The organism is Haliscomenobacter sp., assembly GCF_965225875.1.
Lineage (GTDB): Bacteria > Bacteroidota > Bacteroidia > Chitinophagales > Saprospiraceae > Haliscomenobacter.
Window position 1 is genome coordinate 2,696,568 of sequence record NZ_CBDDBS010000003.1, and the last position, 19,959, is coordinate 2,716,526.

Here is a 19,959-nt window from a genome sequence, read left to right on the forward strand (position 1 = left end):
GTGCTCATTATTCTTAGGTGCCCCTTTAGTGCCTTAGGTTTCTTAGGTGGTGAAAGATTATCCTGCTACGCAGGTTTTATTTTTTTCACCACCTAAGAAACCTAAGGCACTAAAGGGGCACCTAAGAAGGAATAAGCTTAAAAACTGCTCGTTGTAAAATAAAAACTAGCGCCGCGCAATCAAGGTTGTCGGGTACACCACCAGGCTTTCATGCCCGTCTTTCCCGACTGAGGCTACCCCGAACAAATAATTATCAATGATAACATTTTCCAGGGTAAAATCCGTCACCGATTTATCCACAAAACGCGAGTGTTGCCATTGAGCAGCGGTGGTTTCGCGCCAGTACAATTTGTAGCCAATCAAATCGGGATCGTTCACCGCATCCCATTTTAAGCGGGTAGAAGGCAGTACAATCCCTCCAATCTGCACATTTTTAGGCTCGGGTGGAGCCGAAGCCAGCGCAGCCATGACCATCATGTTTACTCCGGTGAGTTTGGCTGCATAGGGGAAGTTTACCCCCTCAATCACGTCACCGTACTTGATGCCGTCTTCGGTGCGCAAATCCTGGTGTTGGCGCTGGTACTGCTCGTGGGTTTCCATGATGCGCACCCCGGCAAAACCTTCGTCGTTGAAAGGCCGGTGGTGGCCGCCGCGGCCAAAACGATCTAGACGGTAGATCATAATAGCGTCCAGGTTGGTGCAATACTGATCGGTCAGGCGATCGATGTAGCGGGCCAATTGCCGCGATGGGCCGTCGACTTCGCCGCCGTAAACCCTCCGCCAGGTGCGTTCGCGTTCGCCCTCTTGTGGGGGCGTAGGCTCGGAAAATACGCGGAAGGTAGTGTTGTCGATCTCGCCATTGATGCCCTCGATGTTGCCAATCATGTCGTTGTTGAGCACCCCGATGATGTCCCAACCTTCGGCTTTGGCGATTTTGGCCATGTGCTGGCCGCCCCACAGGCCTTGTTCCTCACCAGAAAGCCCCACGTAAATGATGCTGACCGGGAATTTGTACTTGCTCAACACCCGAGCTGCCTCGATGGCCCCAGCCATACCCGTACCATTGTCGTTGGCACCGGGGGAATCTTTGGTGGCATCCGAAGCATTGCTGACCCGCGAGTCGATGTCACCACTCATGATCACGTAGCGATTGGGGTAGCGGGTGCCGCGCTGGATGGCCAGGATGTTCACCACGGTCACGTCCTGAGTGATGCGGGGATTGCTGCCGCCTTTGAGGAACTCGCTTTGGGTTTTGATTTCCAGACAGGAGTTACAGGCAGTGGAGATTTTTTCAAATTCAGACTTGATCCAGCGCCGTGCTGCCCCGATGCCCCGAGTGGTCGACACTGTGTCCGAAAAGGTGTTGCGTGTGCCAAAATTGACCAGCTTGCGGATGTCGGCTTCCAGGCGTTGGGGCGAAGCGGCGTTGGCAATGGTGTACAATTTTGGATCAGACTGGGGTGGGAGTGCGTTTTGTGCGCTCAACAAATGACTCGCGCATAACACCAGTACACAAACTATGCTAGATTTCCAATTCATGTGGCTTTAATGGTTGATGAATGGGAAATGTAGGAAAAATTGCTGGCTTTGGGTTCGGCTAGTAGACCAATGGGGGGAAGAAATGGCGGATTTGACGGGGTGGAGGGGGTGATTAGTCAAGGTCGGAGGTGATCGATGAGGTTTACTTGCTCCGCAAGTAGTTCGGCAAAAGCGGCATGATGGGAAGGCGGATGAAACGGATTAGGCGGATTTACGCGGATTTTCTTTTGCCTTCGGCAAAAGTTTTTTTAGCCACAAATTGAACATGAATCGTCCCGAATTTACAAGTATCACAATGAAAAAATGAGCACAAAGAACACAAAGGCAGCACAAAGGACACAAAGACGCGATTTTGACAAAGCAATATGCCTAGACTTTTTTATTTTGGATGTAAAGCCTTGTCAACGTCTAACTTTGTGTCCTTTGTGCTGCCTTTGTGTTCTTTGTGCTAAAAAAAATTGTCGCTTTGTGTTTTCTGAAAAATTCGGGATGATTCATGTTCAATTTGTGAAAATTTGTGCAATTTGTGGCTAACCTATCACGCCACAGGCGGGATCAAAATCCGCGTAAATCTGCCTAATCCCTGTTATCTGCGTTGCCATTGCGTCGCTTTGGTTTTAAACACAATTTTATGCTTCATACCCATATTGACCACCTCGTCATCACCGCCCCTACCCTACCCGCAGGCATTGCCTACGCGGAAGAAATCCTCGGCGTATCCCTCCAACCTGGCGGCACCCATCTCCGCATGGGCACTCACAATGCTTTGCTCAAACTCGGCGAAAATTGCTACCTGGAAGTCATAGCCATCAACCCCGAATTACCCACGCCCAATTGTGCTCGTTGGTTTGAATTGGATGGTTTGGGACGGTATGGGCAACCCCGTTTGCGGCATTGGGTAGCTAGGACCAATGATATTCAATCCGCTCAGGCGCTACAAAAAGGCTGGTTTGGAGCCATCGAATCCATGAGTCGCAGTCATTTGAATTGGTTGATCAGCATCCCACCCGATGGGAGTTTGCCGCTCAGTGGCGTTTGCCCGACATTGATTCAGTGGCAAAGCGAGTCACATCCAGCATCAATGTTGAGCGATGTGGGTTGCAGTTTGATTCGATTGGAGGGCTATCACCCCAAGGCAGAAAAATTGCAGGAAGTTTTGGACAAGATCAATTTTGAAGGGGCTTTTCAACTGCATTCTATTGGCTCCTCGGAAAGACCTTATCTGGTGGCGCATTTACAAACGCCAAAGGGAATTTGTATCCTGGATTCGCGGTAGATGGAGCATCATTAATTGGGTTTGATTTATTCTCCGCAAAATATGCGGAGAATAAACCTTACAATCACCACAAATGCCTACTCATTCAAACTCCAATCATACTCCTGATACAGCACCTTCGCCTTAGCACCTACTTTGGTACTGGCATATTTGTTGATAAAAGTGGTCAGGTTACCAAAATCCTCGGCGTACCATTCAAAAATTTTGGAGACCTCCACCTTTTTCTCACTCAGTTTATTGAATGCTGTATTGTTGATGAATTTTTTGGCCTGGGCATCCAGATTGCTGTTGAGGTTGCTGGCGGTCCAGGCAGTATTAAGCAGCGGAGGGCAGGATTTGGCGGCGCAGTTCACCGCAAAGTGGATGCGGGCATCCTTGAATTGCGGGCGCAGGATATCGTTTTCGATGTTGTTGAGCGAGTAAGTTTTTGACCCAATTTTGATCCACTTGTGATCCCAGGGTTTGCCGCCATGCAGTTTGCTGATGCTGCTGAGGGGGTAGTTGTCTACAATGAGTTTGATGGTGAAGGCATTGTAGGCATTGATCCAGAAGGCCATCTGTTCTGCTTTGCTCCAGGATTCTTCCGGGGCATTGCCACTCAGGGTTTTGAGGTAATCCTCCAGTTTGGTTTTATCGGTTTTCAACCCTTTGTAGTTGACCTTACCCGTAGCAGATACATATTTTTTAAGCAGGGCATCCCAGGCTTCGTGGCTGGGCGGATTGGCAGCTACCCGATTGATGGTAGAAAACAGCAAACCCAGAGAAAGACAGCAATAAAGCAATGATTTGTACATGGATTGGTTTTTGTAGTGAACGAGTGGACATCCACTTTGGTTGTATCCTTTACGTACGAATTCTGACGTGATTATGGTTGTAAAGTGACAAATATTTATTCGTGAAACTATTGCTATTAATTTAAAAGGATTTACATTTGTGTTGTTTGAGCGTTGCTTTTTGAGGCGGAACATTACCGCATTTTTTAATTAAGCATTTTCATTTCAAAATCTTAAATATGGTAAAAAATGCATTGACCCTGCTTTTGCTAGGGGCAGTAGGACTATGCCATGCACAAACGCTCATCAGCCCTGGAGGGGCGACCGTTGGCAACGCAATTATGAGTGTATCCTACTCCATTGGTGAAATTGCGATCACAACCCTCAGTGATTTCGACCTCGCCTACACCCAGGGCCTCCAGCAGCCCAACTTTACAAAACCCGTTGACGAATGTTCGCCCAGTGCCATCGAGGTGATCGTACTTTTTCCCAACCCAGTAAAAGACGTGATCAATTTGCAAGGCCAGTTCAACTGTTTCCTCCAGTACACCATCCAGCGGGCTGGTCAGGCAGTTAAATCGGGCACCTTTGATGGCTCACCGATTAATGTCAGTGGATTGCCTACTGGCATTTACTTTCTGCACCTGAGGGGAAAACAAACCGAATATTCCAGAATCATCAAGTTTTTTAAACTATGAAAAAGCTCTTAATCCTGATTATAGCGGCGATCTATGCCCAACTCAGCCTGGCTCAGGCACCCCAAGGTTTCAGTTATCAAGCCATTGCGCGCGACAATGCTGGTAACCCCAAAGCCAATACCGGAGTAGCTGTAAAATTCAGCATCCTGAATGGCTCAGCCCAAGGCACGGCCATTTACGCTGAAACGCACCAAACGCAAACCAATGCCTTCGGTTTGTTCAACCTGACCATTGGCCAGGGCAGCGCCATAACGGGCACTTTTGCTAGTATCAATTGGGCGGGGCCTAAATTTCTCACTGTAGAAATTGATGGCTTGTTGAGCAATACGACTCAATTGATGAGTGTGCCTTATGCGCTGTATGCGGAGAAAGCAGGAAACGCTGGTAGTGGCGGAAGCAGCCAGTGGCGGGACACGATTTATGACAGGAGTCAAATTTATTATGACGGACCTGTCGTAATTGGCCAAAAAGGTGGCCTTACTGAAGGTTTTAGTTTGTCAATTGCACAAGCTTCATCAGACCCTACCAAGAATCAAATTGCCGTTTTTAACCGGAATTATGGAACCAAGGCACCTAGTGCCAATCTTGGCATTTATGGATACCCCGATGGGCCTGACTTTCCAAGTTATTTAAGGGGCTATGCTTTAATTTACAGTCCGCTTGCAAATCGGGGACTTGAATTGGCTGCGGCATCTTTTAATGGCAAGTTGCGTTTTCACACAGGAGGTTTTTCCAGTACCGCCACCGAGCGCTTGACCATTGCAGCCAATGGAAACATTGGAATAAGTGCACCTGACCCTGGGGCAAAATTACAGGTGGCTAGCGGCGATGTATTCATCCAGGACATCAACCGCGGCGTAATCATGAAATCTCCTGATGGCAGTTGCTGGCGGATGACGGTAAGTAATGCCGGAGCACCGGTTTTGACTAAAGTTGCTTGCCCTAATTAGTGCCAGCTCATCCTGAAATATGAGTTTACAAGTATCACAATGAAAAAATGAGCACAAAGGACACCAAGGCAGCACAAAGGACACAAAGACGCGATTTTGACAAAGCAATACACCTGGATTTTATCTTATTTTGGATGTAAAGCCTCGTCAACGTCTCACCTTTGCGACCTTTGTGCTGCCTTTGTGTCCTTTGTGCTAAAAAAATGTCGCTTTAGTGTTTTCTGATGAAAAATTCGGGATGACTAATGTTATTGCCCACAAGCTTATTTCGGATGGTTATGGTTTAATCTTTGTACCTGGCTGCTCGATTTCAAAATCTTCCTTTTTCTTGGAATCAGCCACCATTTTGCGTACATCCGCCAAGAGTTGTTTGGCATCGTACACAATACCATCTTTCACGGTGTACTTCACGCCACCCACCCGTACAACCTTGTTGTCTTCGGTCAGTTTGATGGCACCCGTTCCATAAAGGACTTGCAGGTTTTGCAGTGGGTTTTCTTCCAGAATCACCATGTCGGCCAGTTTGCCTACCTGAATGGTGCCTACCTTATCCGCTATACCCAGTGCTTCCGCTCCATTGAGGGTTGCACTTTTGATCACTTCCAGGGGGTGAAAACCTGCTTCGCGCAACATCTCCAATTCGCGGATGAAGGCAAAACCGTACAGCTGATAAATGAAACCAGAGTCAGAACCTGCCGTTACCCGGCCACCCCGGTTTTTGTATTCATTCACAAAGGTCATCCACAGGCGATAATTTTCTTTCCAGCTGATCTCCTGTTCGGTGCCCCAGGACTGCCAGTAAGAACCATGCGAAATCCGGCTGGGCATGTAAAAGCGCCAAAGCGAAGGGAGGGTATATTCCTCGTGCCATTCTGCCCGGCGAGCACGCATCAGGTCGCGGTTGGCATCGTAGATGTTGAAGGTAGGATCAAGGGTGAAATCCAGAGCCAACAATTCATCCATGACTTTTTTCCAATGCTCCGAATAAGGCGCTGCGGCCTGCTTCCAGAGTTTACCCGCCTGCTCGAAACGGTCCTGCTCGTTTTGGTAGTTGTAGTCCAATGGGTAGTTCTGTACCGTTTGATTGGTAAACAAGGCTTCCGGCAAACCGTACCAATGCTCCATCGTGGTGAGGCCTGCGCGGGCAGAATTGAGTACGTTCCAGCGAGCCACATCCATTTGGGCGTGGTGACAGGCTGAACGCAAACCGAGTTTTTTGTTCTCGTCCAATGCTGCGGTCATGATTTCGGGCGGAGCACCAAAAAACTTGATGCCATCGGAACCCTTTTGGGCGTTTTGCCGTACCCATTCGCGGGCTTGTGCAGGGGTACTGATGGTTTCTTTGGACCCTTGGCCAAAAACCGTAAACGCCAGCAAACGCGGTGCTGTGATCTCGTTCTTTTCGCTGCGTTTTTTATGTTCCAATACCCAATCCAGGCCATTGCCTGCACCAGGATCTCGCACGGTGGTAATGCCGTGGCCCATCCAGAGTTTGAAGACATACTCCGCATCGGCACCCTGGGCTTGCCCGCCAATGTGTCCGTGCATATCGATCAGGCCGGGCATCATGTACATACCTTCGCAGTTGTACTCCTTGCCGCCGGGCTTGAGTTGGGGGCGACTTTTGGGATCGATGGGTACACCAGGATAGCCTACGTTTTTGACTTCTTTGATGATGTTGTTTTCCACCACCACGTCAACTGGGCCGGTTGGGGGAGCTCCATTGCCGTTGATGAGCGTAACGCCGCGGATGATGAGTTGGGCGTAAGGGCCGTCACCTTCCTTGCGGTCGGGGGATTTTTTGACTTGTGCGAATAGGGAGGAGCACAAAGTCAGGAATAAAAAAAAGTAAAGGTATCTGGTTTTATGCATGGTATTAGTTTGAAGTGATGAGTGATAAATGATGAGTGATGAATGGATAAATGTTAAGGGCATCGACAATTCATCACTTATCATTCATCATTTATCATTATTTGAGCTTTGTCGTGTAATCAACCACGAGGTTACAAAACAACCTCACGCCCAGTTTCATCCCAGCCTCATCGATGTAGAAATCTGGCGTGTGGTGTGCAGGTGCGGCCTTAGGGTCGAGGCTTGGCGTACGTCCGCCGAGGAAGTAAAACAAACTGGGGACCTCATTGGCGAAAAATGCAAAATCTTCAGCGCCAGTAGTGGCCCTGCTGATGACTACATTGTCTTCACCACATACCCGCTTCAGCGTTGAACCCATTTTGGTCAGCAGCTCAGCATTGTTGTAGGTAACGGGTACAAATTTGTTGATTTCAATTTCAGCGGTGGCACCGGAAGCTTCCGCGATGTTGGTGGCGGTACGGCGCAAGCGTTCGTGCAGGTCGTCTTGCATGGCTACATCCAGGGTGCGGATGGTACCTTCCAGTTCCACTTCTTCAGGGATAATGTTGTTGCGCACCCCCCCGGTGATTTTACCCACACTGATTACGGCAGCTTCTTTGGTCAGATCCAACTGGCGGCTGACAATGGTTTGTAGGCCTAGTACAATCTGTGCAGCTACCGTGACCGGGTCAACGCCAGCCCATGGCTGAGAACCATGTGTTTGTTTGCCTTTAACCTTGATCACAAAACGGTCGGCAGCAGCCAGCAGGCCACCTGGACGCAGGTTGATGTTGCCCACCTCAATCATCGAATTGATGTGTTGCCCAAAAACGACATTGATTTTAAGGTCTTTGAACAAACCTTCATCCACCATCAGTTTGGCACCACCTGTTTCTCCAGGAGGAGCACCTTCTTCCGCAGGCTGGAAGATGAACACCACGGTACCCGTCAACTGGCTTTTGAGATTGGTCAAAATACTGGCGGCACCCATCAGCATGGCTACGTGGGTATCGTGACCGCAGGCGTGCATAACACCCACTTCTTCGCCGCGGTATTCCCCTTTGGCTTTGGAGGCGAAAGGTAGGTTTACCCGTTCAACCACTGGAAGGCCATCCATATCGGCCCGAAGTCCAACTACCGGACCTGGCTTGCCTGTACGCAAAATTCCAATAACCCCGGTTTTGGCTACCCCGGTACGCACTTCCAAACCCAGGCTGCGCAAGTGTGCGGCCACTTTTTCGGCGGTTTTGAATTCCCGGTTACTTAGTTCGGGGTTTTCGTGCAAGTCGCGGCGCCATTCAATGACTTTGGCATCCATGGCAGTAGCCTGTTTATCGATTTGGTCATATACGGTTTGCGCCGAGAGGGAGACCTGAACCAAAAAAATAGCAAAGCACAAACCTCCAAAATTTGTTTTTTTCATAGTTAGTTTGAATTGAGAAAAGAGGCAATAAGGCCCCTCTTTCATCATGTAAAGCAAATGAAAATCAAAGAATTTTTTATTGTATGAATCCATTGTTACCACCCTGAGGTGCCACTTTGGTGCCTTTGGTTGCTTAGGTGGTGAAAAAATCAATAAGCCAATTTTTTTACCACCTAAGCAACCAAAGGCACCAAAGGAATCACCTCAGGGAAGCTGCAGCGCAATTACTTCCCGATTTTGGTACTGTAATCCAGCACCAGATTGCTCAATACCCGTACCCCCAACTTCAATCCACTCTCATCAATAAAAAAATCGGGCGTGTGGTGCGGGCCCACCGTTTTGGGGTCTCTGCCCTTGGTCATTCCGCCCAGCGAAAAGAAAAAGCAAGGAATTTCATTGGCGAAAAAGGCGAAATCTTCCGAAGCAGTTGCTGCCCGTGAAATGCTCACATTGTCTTCGCCACAAACCCTTTTCATGGTTGGCCCCATTTTGGTAACCAGCTCAGGATTATTGAAGGTGATGGGCACGTGTTTGATGATTTCCACTTCGGCGCTGGCTCCAGAGGCCTCGGCAATATTGGTGGCGGTGCGACGCAGGCGATCGTGCAGGTCGGCTTGCATGTCCACATCCAGGGTGCGGATGGTGCCTTCCAGTTCCAGCTCTTCGGGAATGATGTTGTTGCGCACACCGCCACTGATGCGGCCTACGCTGATCACGGCGGCTTCTCTGGTCAGTTCCATTTGACGGCTGACGATGGTTTGAATGCCCAATACAACCTGAGCCCCAACGGTAATTGGATCCACCCCTGCCCAGGGCTGGGAGCCATGGGTTTGTTTGCCTTTGATTTTGATTACAAAACGATCCGCAGCGGCCAATTGTCCACCGGGTTTGAAGGTCACCTGACCCACCTCGGTCATCGCGCTGATGTGTTGCCCGAAGATGACGTTGATTTTAAGGTCTTTGAGTAAACCTTCGTCCACCATCAATTTGGCACCACCTTCTTCTCCGGGAGGAGGACCTTCTTCAGCGGGTTGAAAGATGAATACTACCGTTCCAGACAACATGTTTTTGATCGAAGTCAATACCGTAGCCGTCCCCATGAGCATGGCTACGTGGGTATCGTGGCCGCAGGCGTGCATTACGCCCACTTCGCCGCCGCGGTATTCTCCTTTGACTTTGGAGGCAAAGGGCAGATCGACGCGCTCCACTACAGGCAGGGCGTCCATATCGGCGCGCAGGCCGACCACGGGACCGGGTTTGCCGGTGCGCAGAATGCCGACGACGCCCGTTTTGGCTACACCCGTGCGCACTTCCAAACCAAGACTGCGCAGGTGCGCGGCAATTTTTTCAGCCGTTTTGAATTCCCGGTTGCTGAGTTCGGGATTTTGGTGCAGGTCGCGGCGCCAGGCAATCACTTTGGGTTCGACCGCATCGGCTTGTTTGTCGATTTGGTCGTACACGGTTTGAGCCTGTAGCGGCATTTGGGAGAGGCCCAGGACGCACCACAGTAGCAGTTGTGTTTTTTTCATACTAATCCGATTGGAAAAAAATTAACCATCATTCCAAACTACTCAGGTGCCTCTTCGGTGCCTTAGGTTTCTTAGGTGGTGAAATGTTATCCTGCTTCGCAGGTTTATTTTTTTCACCACCTAAGAAACCTAAGGCACCGAAGAGGCACCTGAGTTATTTCAATTCCGCGTAATACTGATAAAAATACGGAATCGTTTCGATGCCTTTGTAAAAGTTGAAAAGGCCGTAGTTTTCATTGGGAGAGTGCAGGTTGTCACTGTCCAGACCAAAGCCCATCAACACCGATTTTACCCCCAAAATGGACTCAAACAAGGCTACAATGGGGATACTACCACCACCTCGTTGGGGGATGGGTTCTTTGCCAAAGGTAGTCGCCATGGCTTTGGCTGCTGCTTTGTATTCCGGTGTATCGGTAGGCGTAACCACCGGCAAACCGCCATGATGCGCCCGTACTTCTACCTGCACGGAGGGTGGCGCAATGGCTTTGAAATGCCGGGCAAAAAGATCGGTAATTTTATCGGGATCTTGATTGGGGACCAGCCGCATGCTGATTTTGGCAAAAGCCTTGGAAGGCAATACCGTTTTGGCCCCATCACCGATGTAACCACCCCAGATGCCATTGCAATCCAGGGTAGGGCGGATGGAAGTACGTTCCAGCGTGGTGTATCCTGCTTCCCCGTGAACCGAACCAATGCCCAGGTCAGCCATGTAGGCCTTTTCATTGAAAGGTGCCTCGTTCATGGCCTTGCGCTCGGGAGTGCTTACCGGGAGCACATCCTCGTAAAAGCCAGGGATGGTGATGTGGTTGTTCTCATCCTGCATGGAGGCGATCATCTTGCTCAGGATGTTGATCGGGTTGGCAACTGCGCCACCGTAAACGCCCGAGTGCAGGTCCCGATTGGCTCCGGTCACTTCCACTTCTACATAGCTCAAACCGCGCAAGCCTACAGTAATGGAAGGGGTGTCGTTGGCAATGATAGAGGTGTCAGAAATGAGGATGACGTCGCAAGCCAGTTTTTCCTTGTTGTTTTCCAGGAAGGTGCCCAGATTGACGGAGCCGACTTCCTCTTCTCCCTCAATCATGAACTTGACGTTGCAAGGCAATTCACCTGCAGACAACATGGCTTCAAAAGCCTTGACGTGCATGTACATTTGTCCCTTGTCATCACAGGAACCGCGAGCGAAGATGGCTCCATCGGGATGGATTTCCGTTTTTTTGATCACCGGATCAAATGGCCCGGAAGTCCAGAGTTCGAGCGGGTCTGCGGGTTGTACGTCGTAGTGGCCGTAAACCAGCACGGTGGGCTTGCTGGGATCGATGAGTTTTTCTCCGTACACGATGGGGTGTCCGGCGGTAGGGGCCACTTCTACATTGTCAGCTCCGGCGGCGCGGAGCTTTTCGGCTACAAATTCGGCGGTGCGTGCTACATCATCCTTGTACGCCGGATCTGCACTTACCGAGGCGATCCGCAACATGTCCAGCAACTCTTCGAGAAAACGGTTTTGGTGTTGCCGGATGTACGCTTGTGTCTTTTGCATGTGAAAAAGATTTGGTTAGAGGGGTTGAGGAGTTGAGAAGTTGAGAAGTTGAGGCTACCACAGTAACTTAGACAATATCCTTGTCAAAATCGCTGCGGCAGCCTCAACTCCTCAACTCCTCAACTTCTCAACCAATCAAAATATATGTCCCAACAAATCCAGCTGCCCACTCCTCCAGCTCTTCTCCCTCAGCATTTTCACCATCAATCCTCCGACCTTGCGGTTCAATACGCCCAGGGTTTGGTCGCCTTGCAGGAACAGCCATTTGCAGTCATTCTCCACTGCAAGAAAATCATTTTTCAGGTAAAATTCAGGCTCGGGGGCGATTAAAAGTAGGGCCTCGATTTGGGCTTCGAGGGCAAGGCTTTCCAGGAAGTTCAATAGTTTGGTACCCAGTCCTTTATTTTGGTGCTCAGGGTGGATGCAGACGTCGGCCAGGCCGAAGATGCGCAGCACTTGCCCGGCGTTGTGGACCATACGGTGCTCGACGGCGATGTGGCCGAGGAGGCTGCCGGAGTCGTCGTGGGCGAGGATGCGGAAGTGGGGGATTTGGCGGAAGTGGGAGCGGGCGGGGTATTGGGGGAAGGTGCTTTGGAGTAAGGCGGTAATTTGGGAGCGTTGAGTGGAGGAGAGGAGGTAGTCGGGGAGGTGGAGGATTTGCATTTGGTTTTTTGGGGAGAAAACGAATGGGGTAAACTCATATTGCCTGCGGAGGGGGAAACACAGTTGATGTTTTGATAAATAACTTTAAAATTCAATCGGTTGCCATTTGGTTGAATTGAATACAATTTGTTATATTTGTAAATAATTTCAATCCTGTAAAATCATTTAGACGAAAAAGATGGAATGTAGCTAAGCAGAAGGGATTTGTTTTTTAACATTAAAACCTAAGCTGTGGGTTATAGATTGAACATTTTAATCATTGAAGGACTTCCGAAGGATGACCTAGAAACCACTATAGCAGGTTTGGAGCTTGAAGGCTTTACTGGAAACAGCTGGAAGCATTTCACAATTGGTGACACGAAGAAATTGAGTGAAAGCTTATTTGACGACAAGCTTCGATTTGGCTTTTTAAATGGTTGCACTATTATTACATCGAATTACTTAGTTGAAGATTTTTTTCGACTGTTCCTGACTGCATTCTCAACAAAACTGGCTAAGGTATTTCCGATGAAGAAAATCCTATTTGTGTCTGTTGTGGAGACTATAAATTTGTGCGGGTATACTTTGATACTCAACAATTCTTTACAAAGGTGCAGAGTAGATTTGGGCCAAAAGTTTGCGCAATTTGACAGAGAGGACTTACTTATTGGTACACCACTGATTGATGAACCTGACCATCTGGATATTTCCTATCTTGATAATCTTACTAAAACAATGTTTGGGTTTATACCCTGGTATGAAGAAGTGCAGGAAAATGTAATTATGAACGTTGGTATCAACCTGTCTTCGGACCTAATCTTAGCGATTAACGACCATTTGACTAACAAAAGAAAGATTACCATGTTCCACGAGCAGGTCGGCGAATATCTTTTAGGATTAGGATTTAAGTATCTTAAAACCAAAAAAATATACCTAAAAAAGTTGGACAAAAACATATCCTTTCAAGTGAAGCCAGAAGTCATAATTCATACTTTGTATTGTGATTATCTATTGATTCACAACTCTAAACTACTCACACACCAGGACATGAATGGTATTACCATACCCTCAGGTGCTGAAATAAAGGACAATAGCACTGGTGTTCGGATCAAATACAACTACGATGCTATTCCCAATAGGCATGCAAAGACAGTGAAGAACTTCTCCTTATATATGGCCGAAATCAGGAATCACTTGGAGAATACTGTTCTGAACGACATTGAGAGCCTTATGAAACACATAAGCGCTAGTTAGCGACATAGAGTCAACCGAAAGGCTGTCTTTTGGGGCATTCGATGGGAAATACCATTTTCTGGTGTTATTTCTCCATTTTTGGTTAGGCAAAAGCCATTTTACTCGCCCTTGCTTTACCAATATTTGAATGAAACGATAAAAGGCTCACGTTTGGAAATCATCAAAGAAGGCAGTCATGGTTATTACGAAACCCATCCGCTGGAGTTCAATCGGCTGGTAATTGATTTTTTGAAAGATTAGGCTTTATAGTTTGCTACCTCCACGGTGAATATGTTGTCAAAGGTGAAATGCCCGCAGGAAACAAACTGCCTCATTCAATCCAGGAGGTTAAAGTGGTTGCTATTGTGGGCCATTCTGTCGTTTTGTGAAATAAAAACAAAGAATCCCAATGAATGCACCAGCCAAAACAGTTCGCCTCTTACTCCAGTGCACATTTATAGCCATCATCGCACTGACTGATGCTGCTTGTAAAAAAGAGGAGCCTGCCCAACCTTCCCCGGTATGGCAAAACACCTTTACGCCGTGGTTGGAAAACAACAACCAGCGGGATACCGTATTTGATGATGAAAACATCACTTTTAGCACCAGCAATACGCCATCCGACCGGTACATTTGGTCCTGGGGCGATGGCAGCAAAAGTGACACCACCCAAACCCACTACGCCATTCATCGGTTTAAGCGCATTGGGATGAATATTGTCAAGTTGCGGGTTGAACGTGGCAATACCTACGGCGAAAAAACAGACAGCATTTGGGTAAAACACCACAACATCCCACTTTGTGGCTTCCGGATTGACTGCGATGACTCCCTGTACGTGCAAAATACCTCACATTTTGTAGCCAATATCAATACTGAAAATTGTCAAAGCAATTGTAGTTTCGGCTATGAATGGGATTTTGGTGATGGCAACATGGGAACGGGCTACCACACTACCCATAGCTACAGCAATACCGGCAGTTTTTTGGTAAAAGTGCGCATTACGAGGTGTGGGGGGAGCGATTTGACGGTACAAAAAAGAATTGTCGTAAGCGGTAGCTCGGCTACAAATGCCTACAAATGCCTTTGCATTTCTACTCGGGGGGGCAATCCATTTTTAGACACCATTCGAGTGCAAAACCTACCTTATAATCCGATAAAAGTGGAAGGAGGGGTATTGCGTAGAAGTGGAACGAACAACCGTTACATTGGGGAATACAATTGCAACCTGAATGGCTGCGAAACCTATACCCTGGATGTGTTCAACGCCCTCGATAGCATTCAATATAGAGTCGCAAAATCCTGGGTAGAATATACTTGCTCGGGGCGGAAGTTGTAAGAAAAAAATTACAGGACCAAACTCATTTTTACCTTCAAATTTCCACATTTATTCGAATTTACTTCAAAAGGGCTCTCCTCCAACAGCACCAGATCCGCCCATTTCCCCACTTCCAAGCTCCCATTCACGGCATCCGTCCCCTCGACTTCAGCAGCCCCTAGCGTATATGCCCGCAAGGCCTCCACGAGGGTAATTTTTTCAGTTGCACCAATTTCATTGCCCCGCAAGTCTAATCGCTCAACAGCACTCTGTACACCCATTAGTGGATTAAAATCCTTTACCACGGGTGCATCTGAGGAAAAAGCCAAACCGACTCCGGCATCCAATACACTGCGGTAAGGAAACACCCGGTTGAGGTAAAAATTGGGTAGGTAGCGCCGAAAGTTAAGGCCTAGTTCATACAAAAAGATGGGTTGAGACACACAAAATGTGCCCAATTCCCGCATAATGTTCAAGTGCTCAGGATGGGGCATGCCCAAGTGTTCGATGCGGTGTCGCAAACCCTGCGGGTTATTCCGATCCAATTCGGCATACACCGCCAACACCTGATCAATTGCTGCATCCCCGATGGCGTGGGTCGCAATGCGCCAGCCAGCAGCCTGGGCTTTTTGGGCGAGGTTGAGAAAAAAGTGGCTATCCAGACGCATTACCCCTTTTCCCCCTCCATGCTGATAAGGCTGTTTCACCGCTGCCGTTTTGCCGCTCAGTCCGCCGTCAGCAAAAAACTTGACTGTATCGATGTGTAAAAAATCAGCATGGTATTGTTCCTGCAAAGGCAGTGCAATACTGATTCCATCCGGCACCATAATCGGCATGGCGTGGATGCGGATTTTGAGTTCCCCAGCCGCATCCATTTGTCGGTAAACCGCCAACAAATCTGGCATTACGCCTGGGTCTGTTGCTGAAGTGATTCCTTTTTCCAATAAAGCATCCTGGGCGGCGAGAATCATCTCCCGATAAGCCATTGCTGGATGTGGAGGGATCAGGCGGGTGATCAACCCCAGGGCATTTTCAGTGAACACACCGTTTGCTTTGCCCTGTTTATCGTGGAGCACTTCCCCACCGGCTGGTGCTTCCAAACTGGGCAAAAGTGAAAAAACCATTGAGTTCACTACCGCAATATGGGCGCAAGTGCGAATCACGTAACAAGGGCGGTCGGGAATGGCACGATCCAGATCGTAGCGGTCGGGCATCCGTCCTTCGGCCAAATTGGCTTCGTTAAAACCACGCGCCAATATCCAGGGTCGCTCAGGGTGGCGGGTGGCAAATTCGCGCAGGCGGTCCTGCATTTCTGGAATGCTCCTTACTCCGCGCAAATCGAGCATGTAAGTCAATAGGTCACCAACTTTCCAGAGGTGGATGTGTGGGTCGTGGAAGCCGGGTAGCAGGCATTTGCCTTGGAGATCATGTAGTTTTGCTGATGCTCCGGCTTGTTGCTGCAGTTGGGCCAATGGCCCAGAACCTGCGACTTTCTTATCTTTTACCCAAAGTGCTTCAACTTCTTGGGTGGAAGCAGTGGGGTGAATGTGGCCGTTGTGAAAAATTTGATCCATAGTTTATGCCTAGCTGTAGTGTTTCTTCAGTGCCTTCGGTTGCTTAGGTGGTGAAATTTATATGCTGCTTCGCAGGGATTTTTCTCACCACCTAAGCAACCTAAGGCACTGAAGAAACACCTAAGTATTATAACAAGCCCCGCTTCTCATGCGCCCGCCGAATGGCATCTTCCAACACCAGCAGCCCTTCCGCCAATTGATTGCGCGTGATCACCAAAGGGGGCAACAAACGAATACAATTGGAATACAAACCCGCCCGGATCAACAAAATACCATGCGCCGTGGCGTCTTTGATGATTTCCAGAGTCAATTCAGGGTCGGGTTCTTTGGTTTGGCGGTCTTTTACAAATTCCACCAGGCGCATCGCCCCCAGGCCGCGTACATCGCCGATACAATGATATTTCTTTTTCCAGCCTTCCAAAGTCCGGCGCATCTGCTCCCCTACCCTTTCCGTTTTTTGTTGAAACCCAGTGCTGATGATGGTTTTGACCGCTTCAATGGCCGCCACACAAGCCACCGGACTCCCCCCGTAGGTGCCTCCTACCCCACCAGGGTGTGGCGCATCCAGTATTTCGGCTTTGCCGATGAGTGCTGCGATCGGCATTCCAGCACCCATACTTTTGGCAGTGGTGATCATATCAGGAACTACTCCGGAGTGTTCACAAGCCCAGAGTTTCCCGGTACGGCCCATGCCACATTGGATTTCATCAAAAATCAGGACGATGCCATGACGGTCGGCCACCTCACGGAGTTTTTGAAGGAAGGGGGCTGGAACGGGTATAAAACCTCCTTCGCCCAAAACGGGCTCAATCAGAATGGCTGCTACCGCCCCAGGGTCCACCTGTGAAATCAGTGCCTCGTCGATGCGGGCAATGCAATAATCCAGGTATTTTGAGGCGCTCATACCTTCCGGAACGCGGTACATATTGGGCGCTGGCAGGCGATAGATGTCGCTGGCCATGGAGCCAAAACCTTTTTTGAACAGGTTGTATTTGCTGGTCAAACTCAGGGTGAGGTGGGTTCGCCCATGATAAGCCCCTTCAAACACAATCACCGCCGGGCGTTGGGTGTAGTAACGGGCGATGTTCACCGCGTTTTCAACTGCCTCCGAGCCGGAGTTGCACAGCAAGGTTTTTTTGGGGAAATCACCAGGTGCTATACGATTGAGCAATTCCGCCAACTGGATAGGCGCCTCCATCGTAGTAACAATCTGGCAAGTATGGATGAATTTGTCCAATTGCCTTTTTACGGCATTGACTACATTGGCTGGGGAATGGCCTACGTTGATCATGCCAATCCCGCCCGCAAAGTCAAGCAAGGTATTGCCGTCCAGGTCTTTGACTACGGCTCCTCTCGCTGAGTCAACCACTACATCGGTAGACCGGGCCGCACCTGCGGGTAAGGCTGCCACGCGCCGGGCAAGCACTTCCTGACTTTTGGGGCCGGGTATGGGGGTTAGCAATTGAATGCTGGGCTTGGTGCTGTTTTTGGTTTTGGTTTCCATATCTAGCTGCTAAATTTTTAGACTTGTTTGTCAGCGGATAAAATCATCAACACACCTGCGTTGCCACAATTGGGATCATCCAGGTAATCGTGGATCAAACGTTGAGGCTCGGCACCCATGCGCATTTGGGTACTCACAGTAGGATCGTAAATGCTGCCCTCGATCAGGTGTTCGTAATACTCATCCAGGCTCATTTCGCGAGCGTAATCCACATAACCAATCGGCATGCCAACGATCACCTGACCTTTTAGCCCCAAACTGCGGCAAATCTCTTGTCGGGCCCGGTACAATTGCCGGGCGAGACCTTGTCCGCGGTAACGTGGATGCACGCCCATATCCATACCATAGAGCCAATCCCCCTCGGGTTCGTGGGTATTGAACCAAAGGTTGTCGGATACCCCCAGAAAAGTATGGTCTTCGAGGCTAAGGTGATAACGGATGGAGCTGGTCATGCCAATCACCTCATCTCCATCCATCAAAACCATTTGTCCTTGGGGAAAAACTTCCAGATGGTGCAGGTAATGCCTTTCGGCCATCCGTTCTTCTTCGGCCAGGGTAGGAAAAACCAGGCGTTGCAGGGCATCCAATGCTTTGGCATGCCGGGCTTCGGTTTGTTGAATGATATACCCACCAGGTAATTCTTTGCGATACATGTACAAAAATTAAGCAAACGCTAAAAACAATAAGGCCGACAAGCCTACTGCAATCAAATTATAAGGCAAGGCAGCAAAAGATAGTTCCATATTGTTGCACTCGGTGCTGGTAGCGGTTAAGACCGTCACATCTGAATAAAAACTCGAGTGTGAGCCAAAAGCGCCAGCGGAGATCACTGCTGCCAAAGTAGCCCACATATTGGCATCCAGCGCCTGCGCCAGAGGCACCACAATTGGAATGGCTACTGCATAAACGCCCCAGGAGGAAGCGGTGGTGTACGAAATGAAGGACAAGACCAAAAAGATGACCAAGGGCAACATCCCTTTCGACAATACCCCACTCACCGCATCGATCACAAAGGGCGTCAGGCCCATCTCGTCGCCCACCCGTTTCAGCACATAAGACATCGTCAGGATGGCCAGGGCAAAAACCATACTTTGGAATCCCTCAAAAATCCCATCGGTCAGGGCATCAAAGGTCATTACGCCATTCCACCAATAGTAAAAAAAGGTGAAAGCGATGCATAACATCACTCCCTTGAGGGCATCTTTATCCAAAATAAGGGTAGCAGCAATCAGTACAAGCAGTGGAAGAAAAAAGTATTGTGGCTTGGCCCCTCTAGCCTGAATGGGGTTTTCTTCAGTTTTGCTCAAAATGGATTTTGGAGGTGCCAATATGCCTGTTTCTTGTGCCCTTTGCTCCGCTTTTTTCAATTTACCGAATAATGGAAATTTCCCCAAGGCCAGCAAGAGTGCGATAATCACCACAATCCAGGAATAAAACATATAGGGAATCAGGTTTAAAAAGCCCTGAAACCCTTCCCCTGCTGCAACCACCTTATTGTCTTCCAAAAGTTTGCTCACATAAATACTCCAGGTGGTCATCGGTACAATGACGCACAAGGGGGCGGCCATGGCATTGACCTGCAGCGCCAGCATTTCCCGAGAGATGCGGTAATTGTCGGTGATTTTCCGCATGGTGACGCCCGAAGCCAGGGCGCTCATGTAATCATCCACAAAGATGAACAAACCCAAAAACCAGGTAACCACCAAGGCACTCCGCCGGGTTTTGACGTAGCGCAATACATACTGTCCAAAAGCGTATACTCCTCCCGATTGAATGATCAAATGAATCAAAGAACCATACAGGCCACAAACCAGGATGATCCAGGCCATGGTTTCGTCACGCAGGGTCGCCAGCAGGGCATCGATAAAATTACCAGGAAATGCGCTGGGTTTGATGAGCACAAAGCCCAGCAGGCAGCCAATCAATAAAGGCTCAAAAGCGCGGCGAATGAATACCGCCAATACAACCACCACCAGCGGTGGAATCAGGCAAAGGGCTCCGTAATCCATAAATAGATAGTGAGCTAGAAAGATACATTGTTTTGGAAAGCAGTATAAAAATTTTGGGGAATTTATCTGCTGGGCAGCCTCAAAAGCAGAGGGCCTTCCCTGC

The 19,959-nt window shown here is 49.0% G+C and carries 16 protein-coding genes; 5 read left to right on the plus strand and 11 right to left on the minus strand.

The genetic code is table 11. The annotated features are described in order from the left end of the window. Window positions 1–165: 165 nt before the first annotated feature. Complete coding sequence (locus ACO08K_RS30785; RefSeq protein WP_421800345.1) at window positions 166–1,539, minus strand: M28 family metallopeptidase; 1,374 nt, start codon at window positions 1,537–1,539, stop codon at window positions 166–168. A gap of 631 nt (window positions 1,540–2,170) precedes the next feature. On the opposite strand from ACO08K_RS30785, the gene ACO08K_RS30790 reads away from it, so the two are divergent. Continuing rightward, window positions 2,171–2,815: a VOC family protein gene (locus ACO08K_RS30790; RefSeq protein WP_421800346.1), complete on the plus strand. Its 645-nt coding sequence runs from the start codon at window positions 2,171–2,173 to the stop codon at window positions 2,813–2,815. Window positions 2,816–2,892: 77 nt separating this feature from the next. Here the strand turns inward: ACO08K_RS30790 and ACO08K_RS30795 are convergent, their stop codons facing one another. Then, window positions 2,893–3,609: a DUF547 domain-containing protein gene (locus tag ACO08K_RS30795; RefSeq protein WP_421800347.1), complete on the minus strand. Its 717-nt coding sequence runs from the start codon at window positions 3,607–3,609 to the stop codon at window positions 2,893–2,895. 218 nt (window positions 3,610–3,827) lie between these two features. On the opposite strand from ACO08K_RS30795, the gene ACO08K_RS30800 reads away from it, so the two are divergent. Both ACO08K_RS30800 and ACO08K_RS30805 read left to right on the plus strand, forming a co-directional pair. Further along, complete coding sequence (locus tag ACO08K_RS30800) at window positions 3,828–4,286, plus strand: T9SS type A sorting domain-containing protein (protein WP_421800348.1); 459 nt, start codon at window positions 3,828–3,830, stop codon at window positions 4,284–4,286. Then, window positions 4,283–5,236: a hypothetical protein gene (locus tag ACO08K_RS30805; RefSeq protein WP_421800349.1), complete on the plus strand. Its 954-nt coding sequence runs from the start codon at window positions 4,283–4,285 to the stop codon at window positions 5,234–5,236. Before ACO08K_RS30800 ends, ACO08K_RS30805 begins: the two co-directional genes overlap by 4 nt. Before the next feature lie 276 nt (window positions 5,237–5,512). Here the strand turns inward: ACO08K_RS30805 and ACO08K_RS30810 are convergent, their stop codons facing one another. From ACO08K_RS30810 to ACO08K_RS30830, 5 genes are all read right to left on the minus strand, one after another. Then, window positions 5,513–7,108, minus strand: coding sequence for an amidohydrolase family protein (locus ACO08K_RS30810; protein WP_421800350.1), 1,596 nt, complete (start codon window positions 7,106–7,108; stop codon window positions 5,513–5,515). Between the two features lie 97 nt (window positions 7,109–7,205). Continuing rightward, a complete protein-coding gene (locus ACO08K_RS30815) occupies window positions 7,206–8,510 on the minus strand; it encodes an amidohydrolase (protein WP_421800351.1) in 1,305 nt (434 codons plus the stop codon). Between the two features lie 224 nt (window positions 8,511–8,734). Beyond that, entirely contained in the window at window positions 8,735–10,039 is a 1,305-nt protein-coding gene (locus ACO08K_RS30820) for an amidohydrolase (RefSeq protein WP_421800352.1), read from the minus strand. A 154-nt stretch (window positions 10,040–10,193) separates the two neighbouring features. Beyond that, window positions 10,194–11,579: a dipeptidase gene (locus ACO08K_RS30825; protein ID WP_421800353.1), complete on the minus strand. Its 1,386-nt coding sequence runs from the start codon at window positions 11,577–11,579 to the stop codon at window positions 10,194–10,196. Between the two features lie 135 nt (window positions 11,580–11,714). Further along, window positions 11,715–12,242, minus strand: a complete 528-nt coding sequence (locus tag ACO08K_RS30830) for a GNAT family N-acetyltransferase (protein WP_421800354.1) — start codon at window positions 12,240–12,242, stop codon at window positions 11,715–11,717. 231 nt (window positions 12,243–12,473) lie between these two features. Here ACO08K_RS30830 and ACO08K_RS30835 point away from each other — a divergent pair, with 231 nt between their 5' ends. Continuing rightward, on the plus strand, window positions 12,474–13,475 hold the full coding sequence (locus ACO08K_RS30835; RefSeq protein WP_421800355.1) for a hypothetical protein: 1,002 nt from the start codon (window positions 12,474–12,476) through the stop codon (window positions 13,473–13,475). Between the two features lie 388 nt (window positions 13,476–13,863). Next, window positions 13,864–14,790: a PKD domain-containing protein gene (locus ACO08K_RS30840; RefSeq protein ID WP_421800356.1), complete on the plus strand. Its 927-nt coding sequence runs from the start codon at window positions 13,864–13,866 to the stop codon at window positions 14,788–14,790. An 8-nt stretch (window positions 14,791–14,798) separates the two neighbouring features. Here the strand turns inward: ACO08K_RS30840 and ACO08K_RS30845 are convergent, their stop codons facing one another. The 4 genes from ACO08K_RS30845 to ACO08K_RS30860 all read right to left on the minus strand — a co-directional run bounded on the left by ACO08K_RS30845 (window position 14,799) and on the right by ACO08K_RS30860 (window position 19,856). Next, the gene (locus ACO08K_RS30845; protein WP_421800357.1) at window positions 14,799–16,343 is read right to left on the minus strand and encodes an amidohydrolase; all 1,545 of its coding nucleotides are present in this window, start codon (window positions 16,341–16,343) and stop codon (window positions 14,799–14,801) included. Window positions 16,344–16,470: 127 nt separating this feature from the next. Continuing rightward, window positions 16,471–17,847, minus strand: a complete 1,377-nt coding sequence (locus ACO08K_RS30850; protein ID WP_421800358.1) for an aspartate aminotransferase family protein — start codon at window positions 17,845–17,847, stop codon at window positions 16,471–16,473. Window positions 17,848–17,864: 17 nt separating this feature from the next. Further along, window positions 17,865–18,500, minus strand: a complete 636-nt coding sequence (locus tag ACO08K_RS30855) for a GNAT family N-acetyltransferase (RefSeq protein ID WP_421800359.1) — start codon at window positions 18,498–18,500, stop codon at window positions 17,865–17,867. Window positions 18,501–18,509: 9 nt separating this feature from the next. After that, window positions 18,510–19,856 carry a Na+/H+ antiporter NhaC family protein gene (locus ACO08K_RS30860; RefSeq protein WP_421800360.1) on the minus strand — a complete coding sequence of 449 codons (1,347 nt, stop codon included), beginning with the start codon at window positions 19,854–19,856 and terminating at the stop codon, window positions 18,510–18,512. Between the last annotated feature and the right edge of the window lie 103 nt (window positions 19,857–19,959).

Excerpts from the sequence above, each read along its gene's own strand:
- ACO08K_RS30785 (WP_421800345.1), bottom strand. The coding sequence starts at position 1,539 with ATGAATTGGAAATCTAGCATAGTTTGTGTACTGGTGTTATGCGCGAGT.
- ACO08K_RS30790 (WP_421800346.1), top strand. The coding sequence starts at position 2,171 with ATGCTTCATACCCATATTGACCACCTCGTCATCACCGCCCCTACCCTA.
- ACO08K_RS30795 (WP_421800347.1), bottom strand. The coding sequence starts at position 3,609 with ATGTACAAATCATTGCTTTATTGCTGTCTTTCTCTGGGTTTGCTGTTT.
- ACO08K_RS30800 (WP_421800348.1), top strand. The coding sequence starts at position 3,828 with ATGGTAAAAAATGCATTGACCCTGCTTTTGCTAGGGGCAGTAGGACTA.
- ACO08K_RS30805 (WP_421800349.1), top strand. The coding sequence starts at position 4,283 with ATGAAAAAGCTCTTAATCCTGATTATAGCGGCGATCTATGCCCAACTC.
- ACO08K_RS30810 (WP_421800350.1), bottom strand. The coding sequence starts at position 7,108 with ATGCATAAAACCAGATACCTTTACTTTTTTTTATTCCTGACTTTGTGC.
- ACO08K_RS30815 (WP_421800351.1), bottom strand. The coding sequence starts at position 8,510 with ATGAAAAAAACAAATTTTGGAGGTTTGTGCTTTGCTATTTTTTTGGTT.
- ACO08K_RS30820 (WP_421800352.1), bottom strand. The coding sequence starts at position 10,039 with ATGAAAAAAACACAACTGCTACTGTGGTGCGTCCTGGGCCTCTCCCAA.
- ACO08K_RS30825 (WP_421800353.1), bottom strand. The coding sequence starts at position 11,579 with ATGCAAAAGACACAAGCGTACATCCGGCAACACCAAAACCGTTTTCTC.
- ACO08K_RS30830 (WP_421800354.1), bottom strand. The coding sequence starts at position 12,242 with ATGCAAATCCTCCACCTCCCCGACTACCTCCTCTCCTCCACTCAACGC.
- ACO08K_RS30840 (WP_421800356.1), top strand. The coding sequence starts at position 13,864 with ATGAATGCACCAGCCAAAACAGTTCGCCTCTTACTCCAGTGCACATTT.
- ACO08K_RS30845 (WP_421800357.1), bottom strand. The coding sequence starts at position 16,343 with ATGGATCAAATTTTTCACAACGGCCACATTCACCCCACTGCTTCCACC.
- ACO08K_RS30850 (WP_421800358.1), bottom strand. The coding sequence starts at position 17,847 with ATGGAAACCAAAACCAAAAACAGCACCAAGCCCAGCATTCAATTGCTA.
- ACO08K_RS30855 (WP_421800359.1), bottom strand. The coding sequence starts at position 18,500 with ATGTATCGCAAAGAATTACCTGGTGGGTATATCATTCAACAAACCGAA.
- ACO08K_RS30860 (WP_421800360.1), bottom strand. The coding sequence starts at position 19,856 with ATGGATTACGGAGCCCTTTGCCTGATTCCACCGCTGGTGGTGGTTGTA.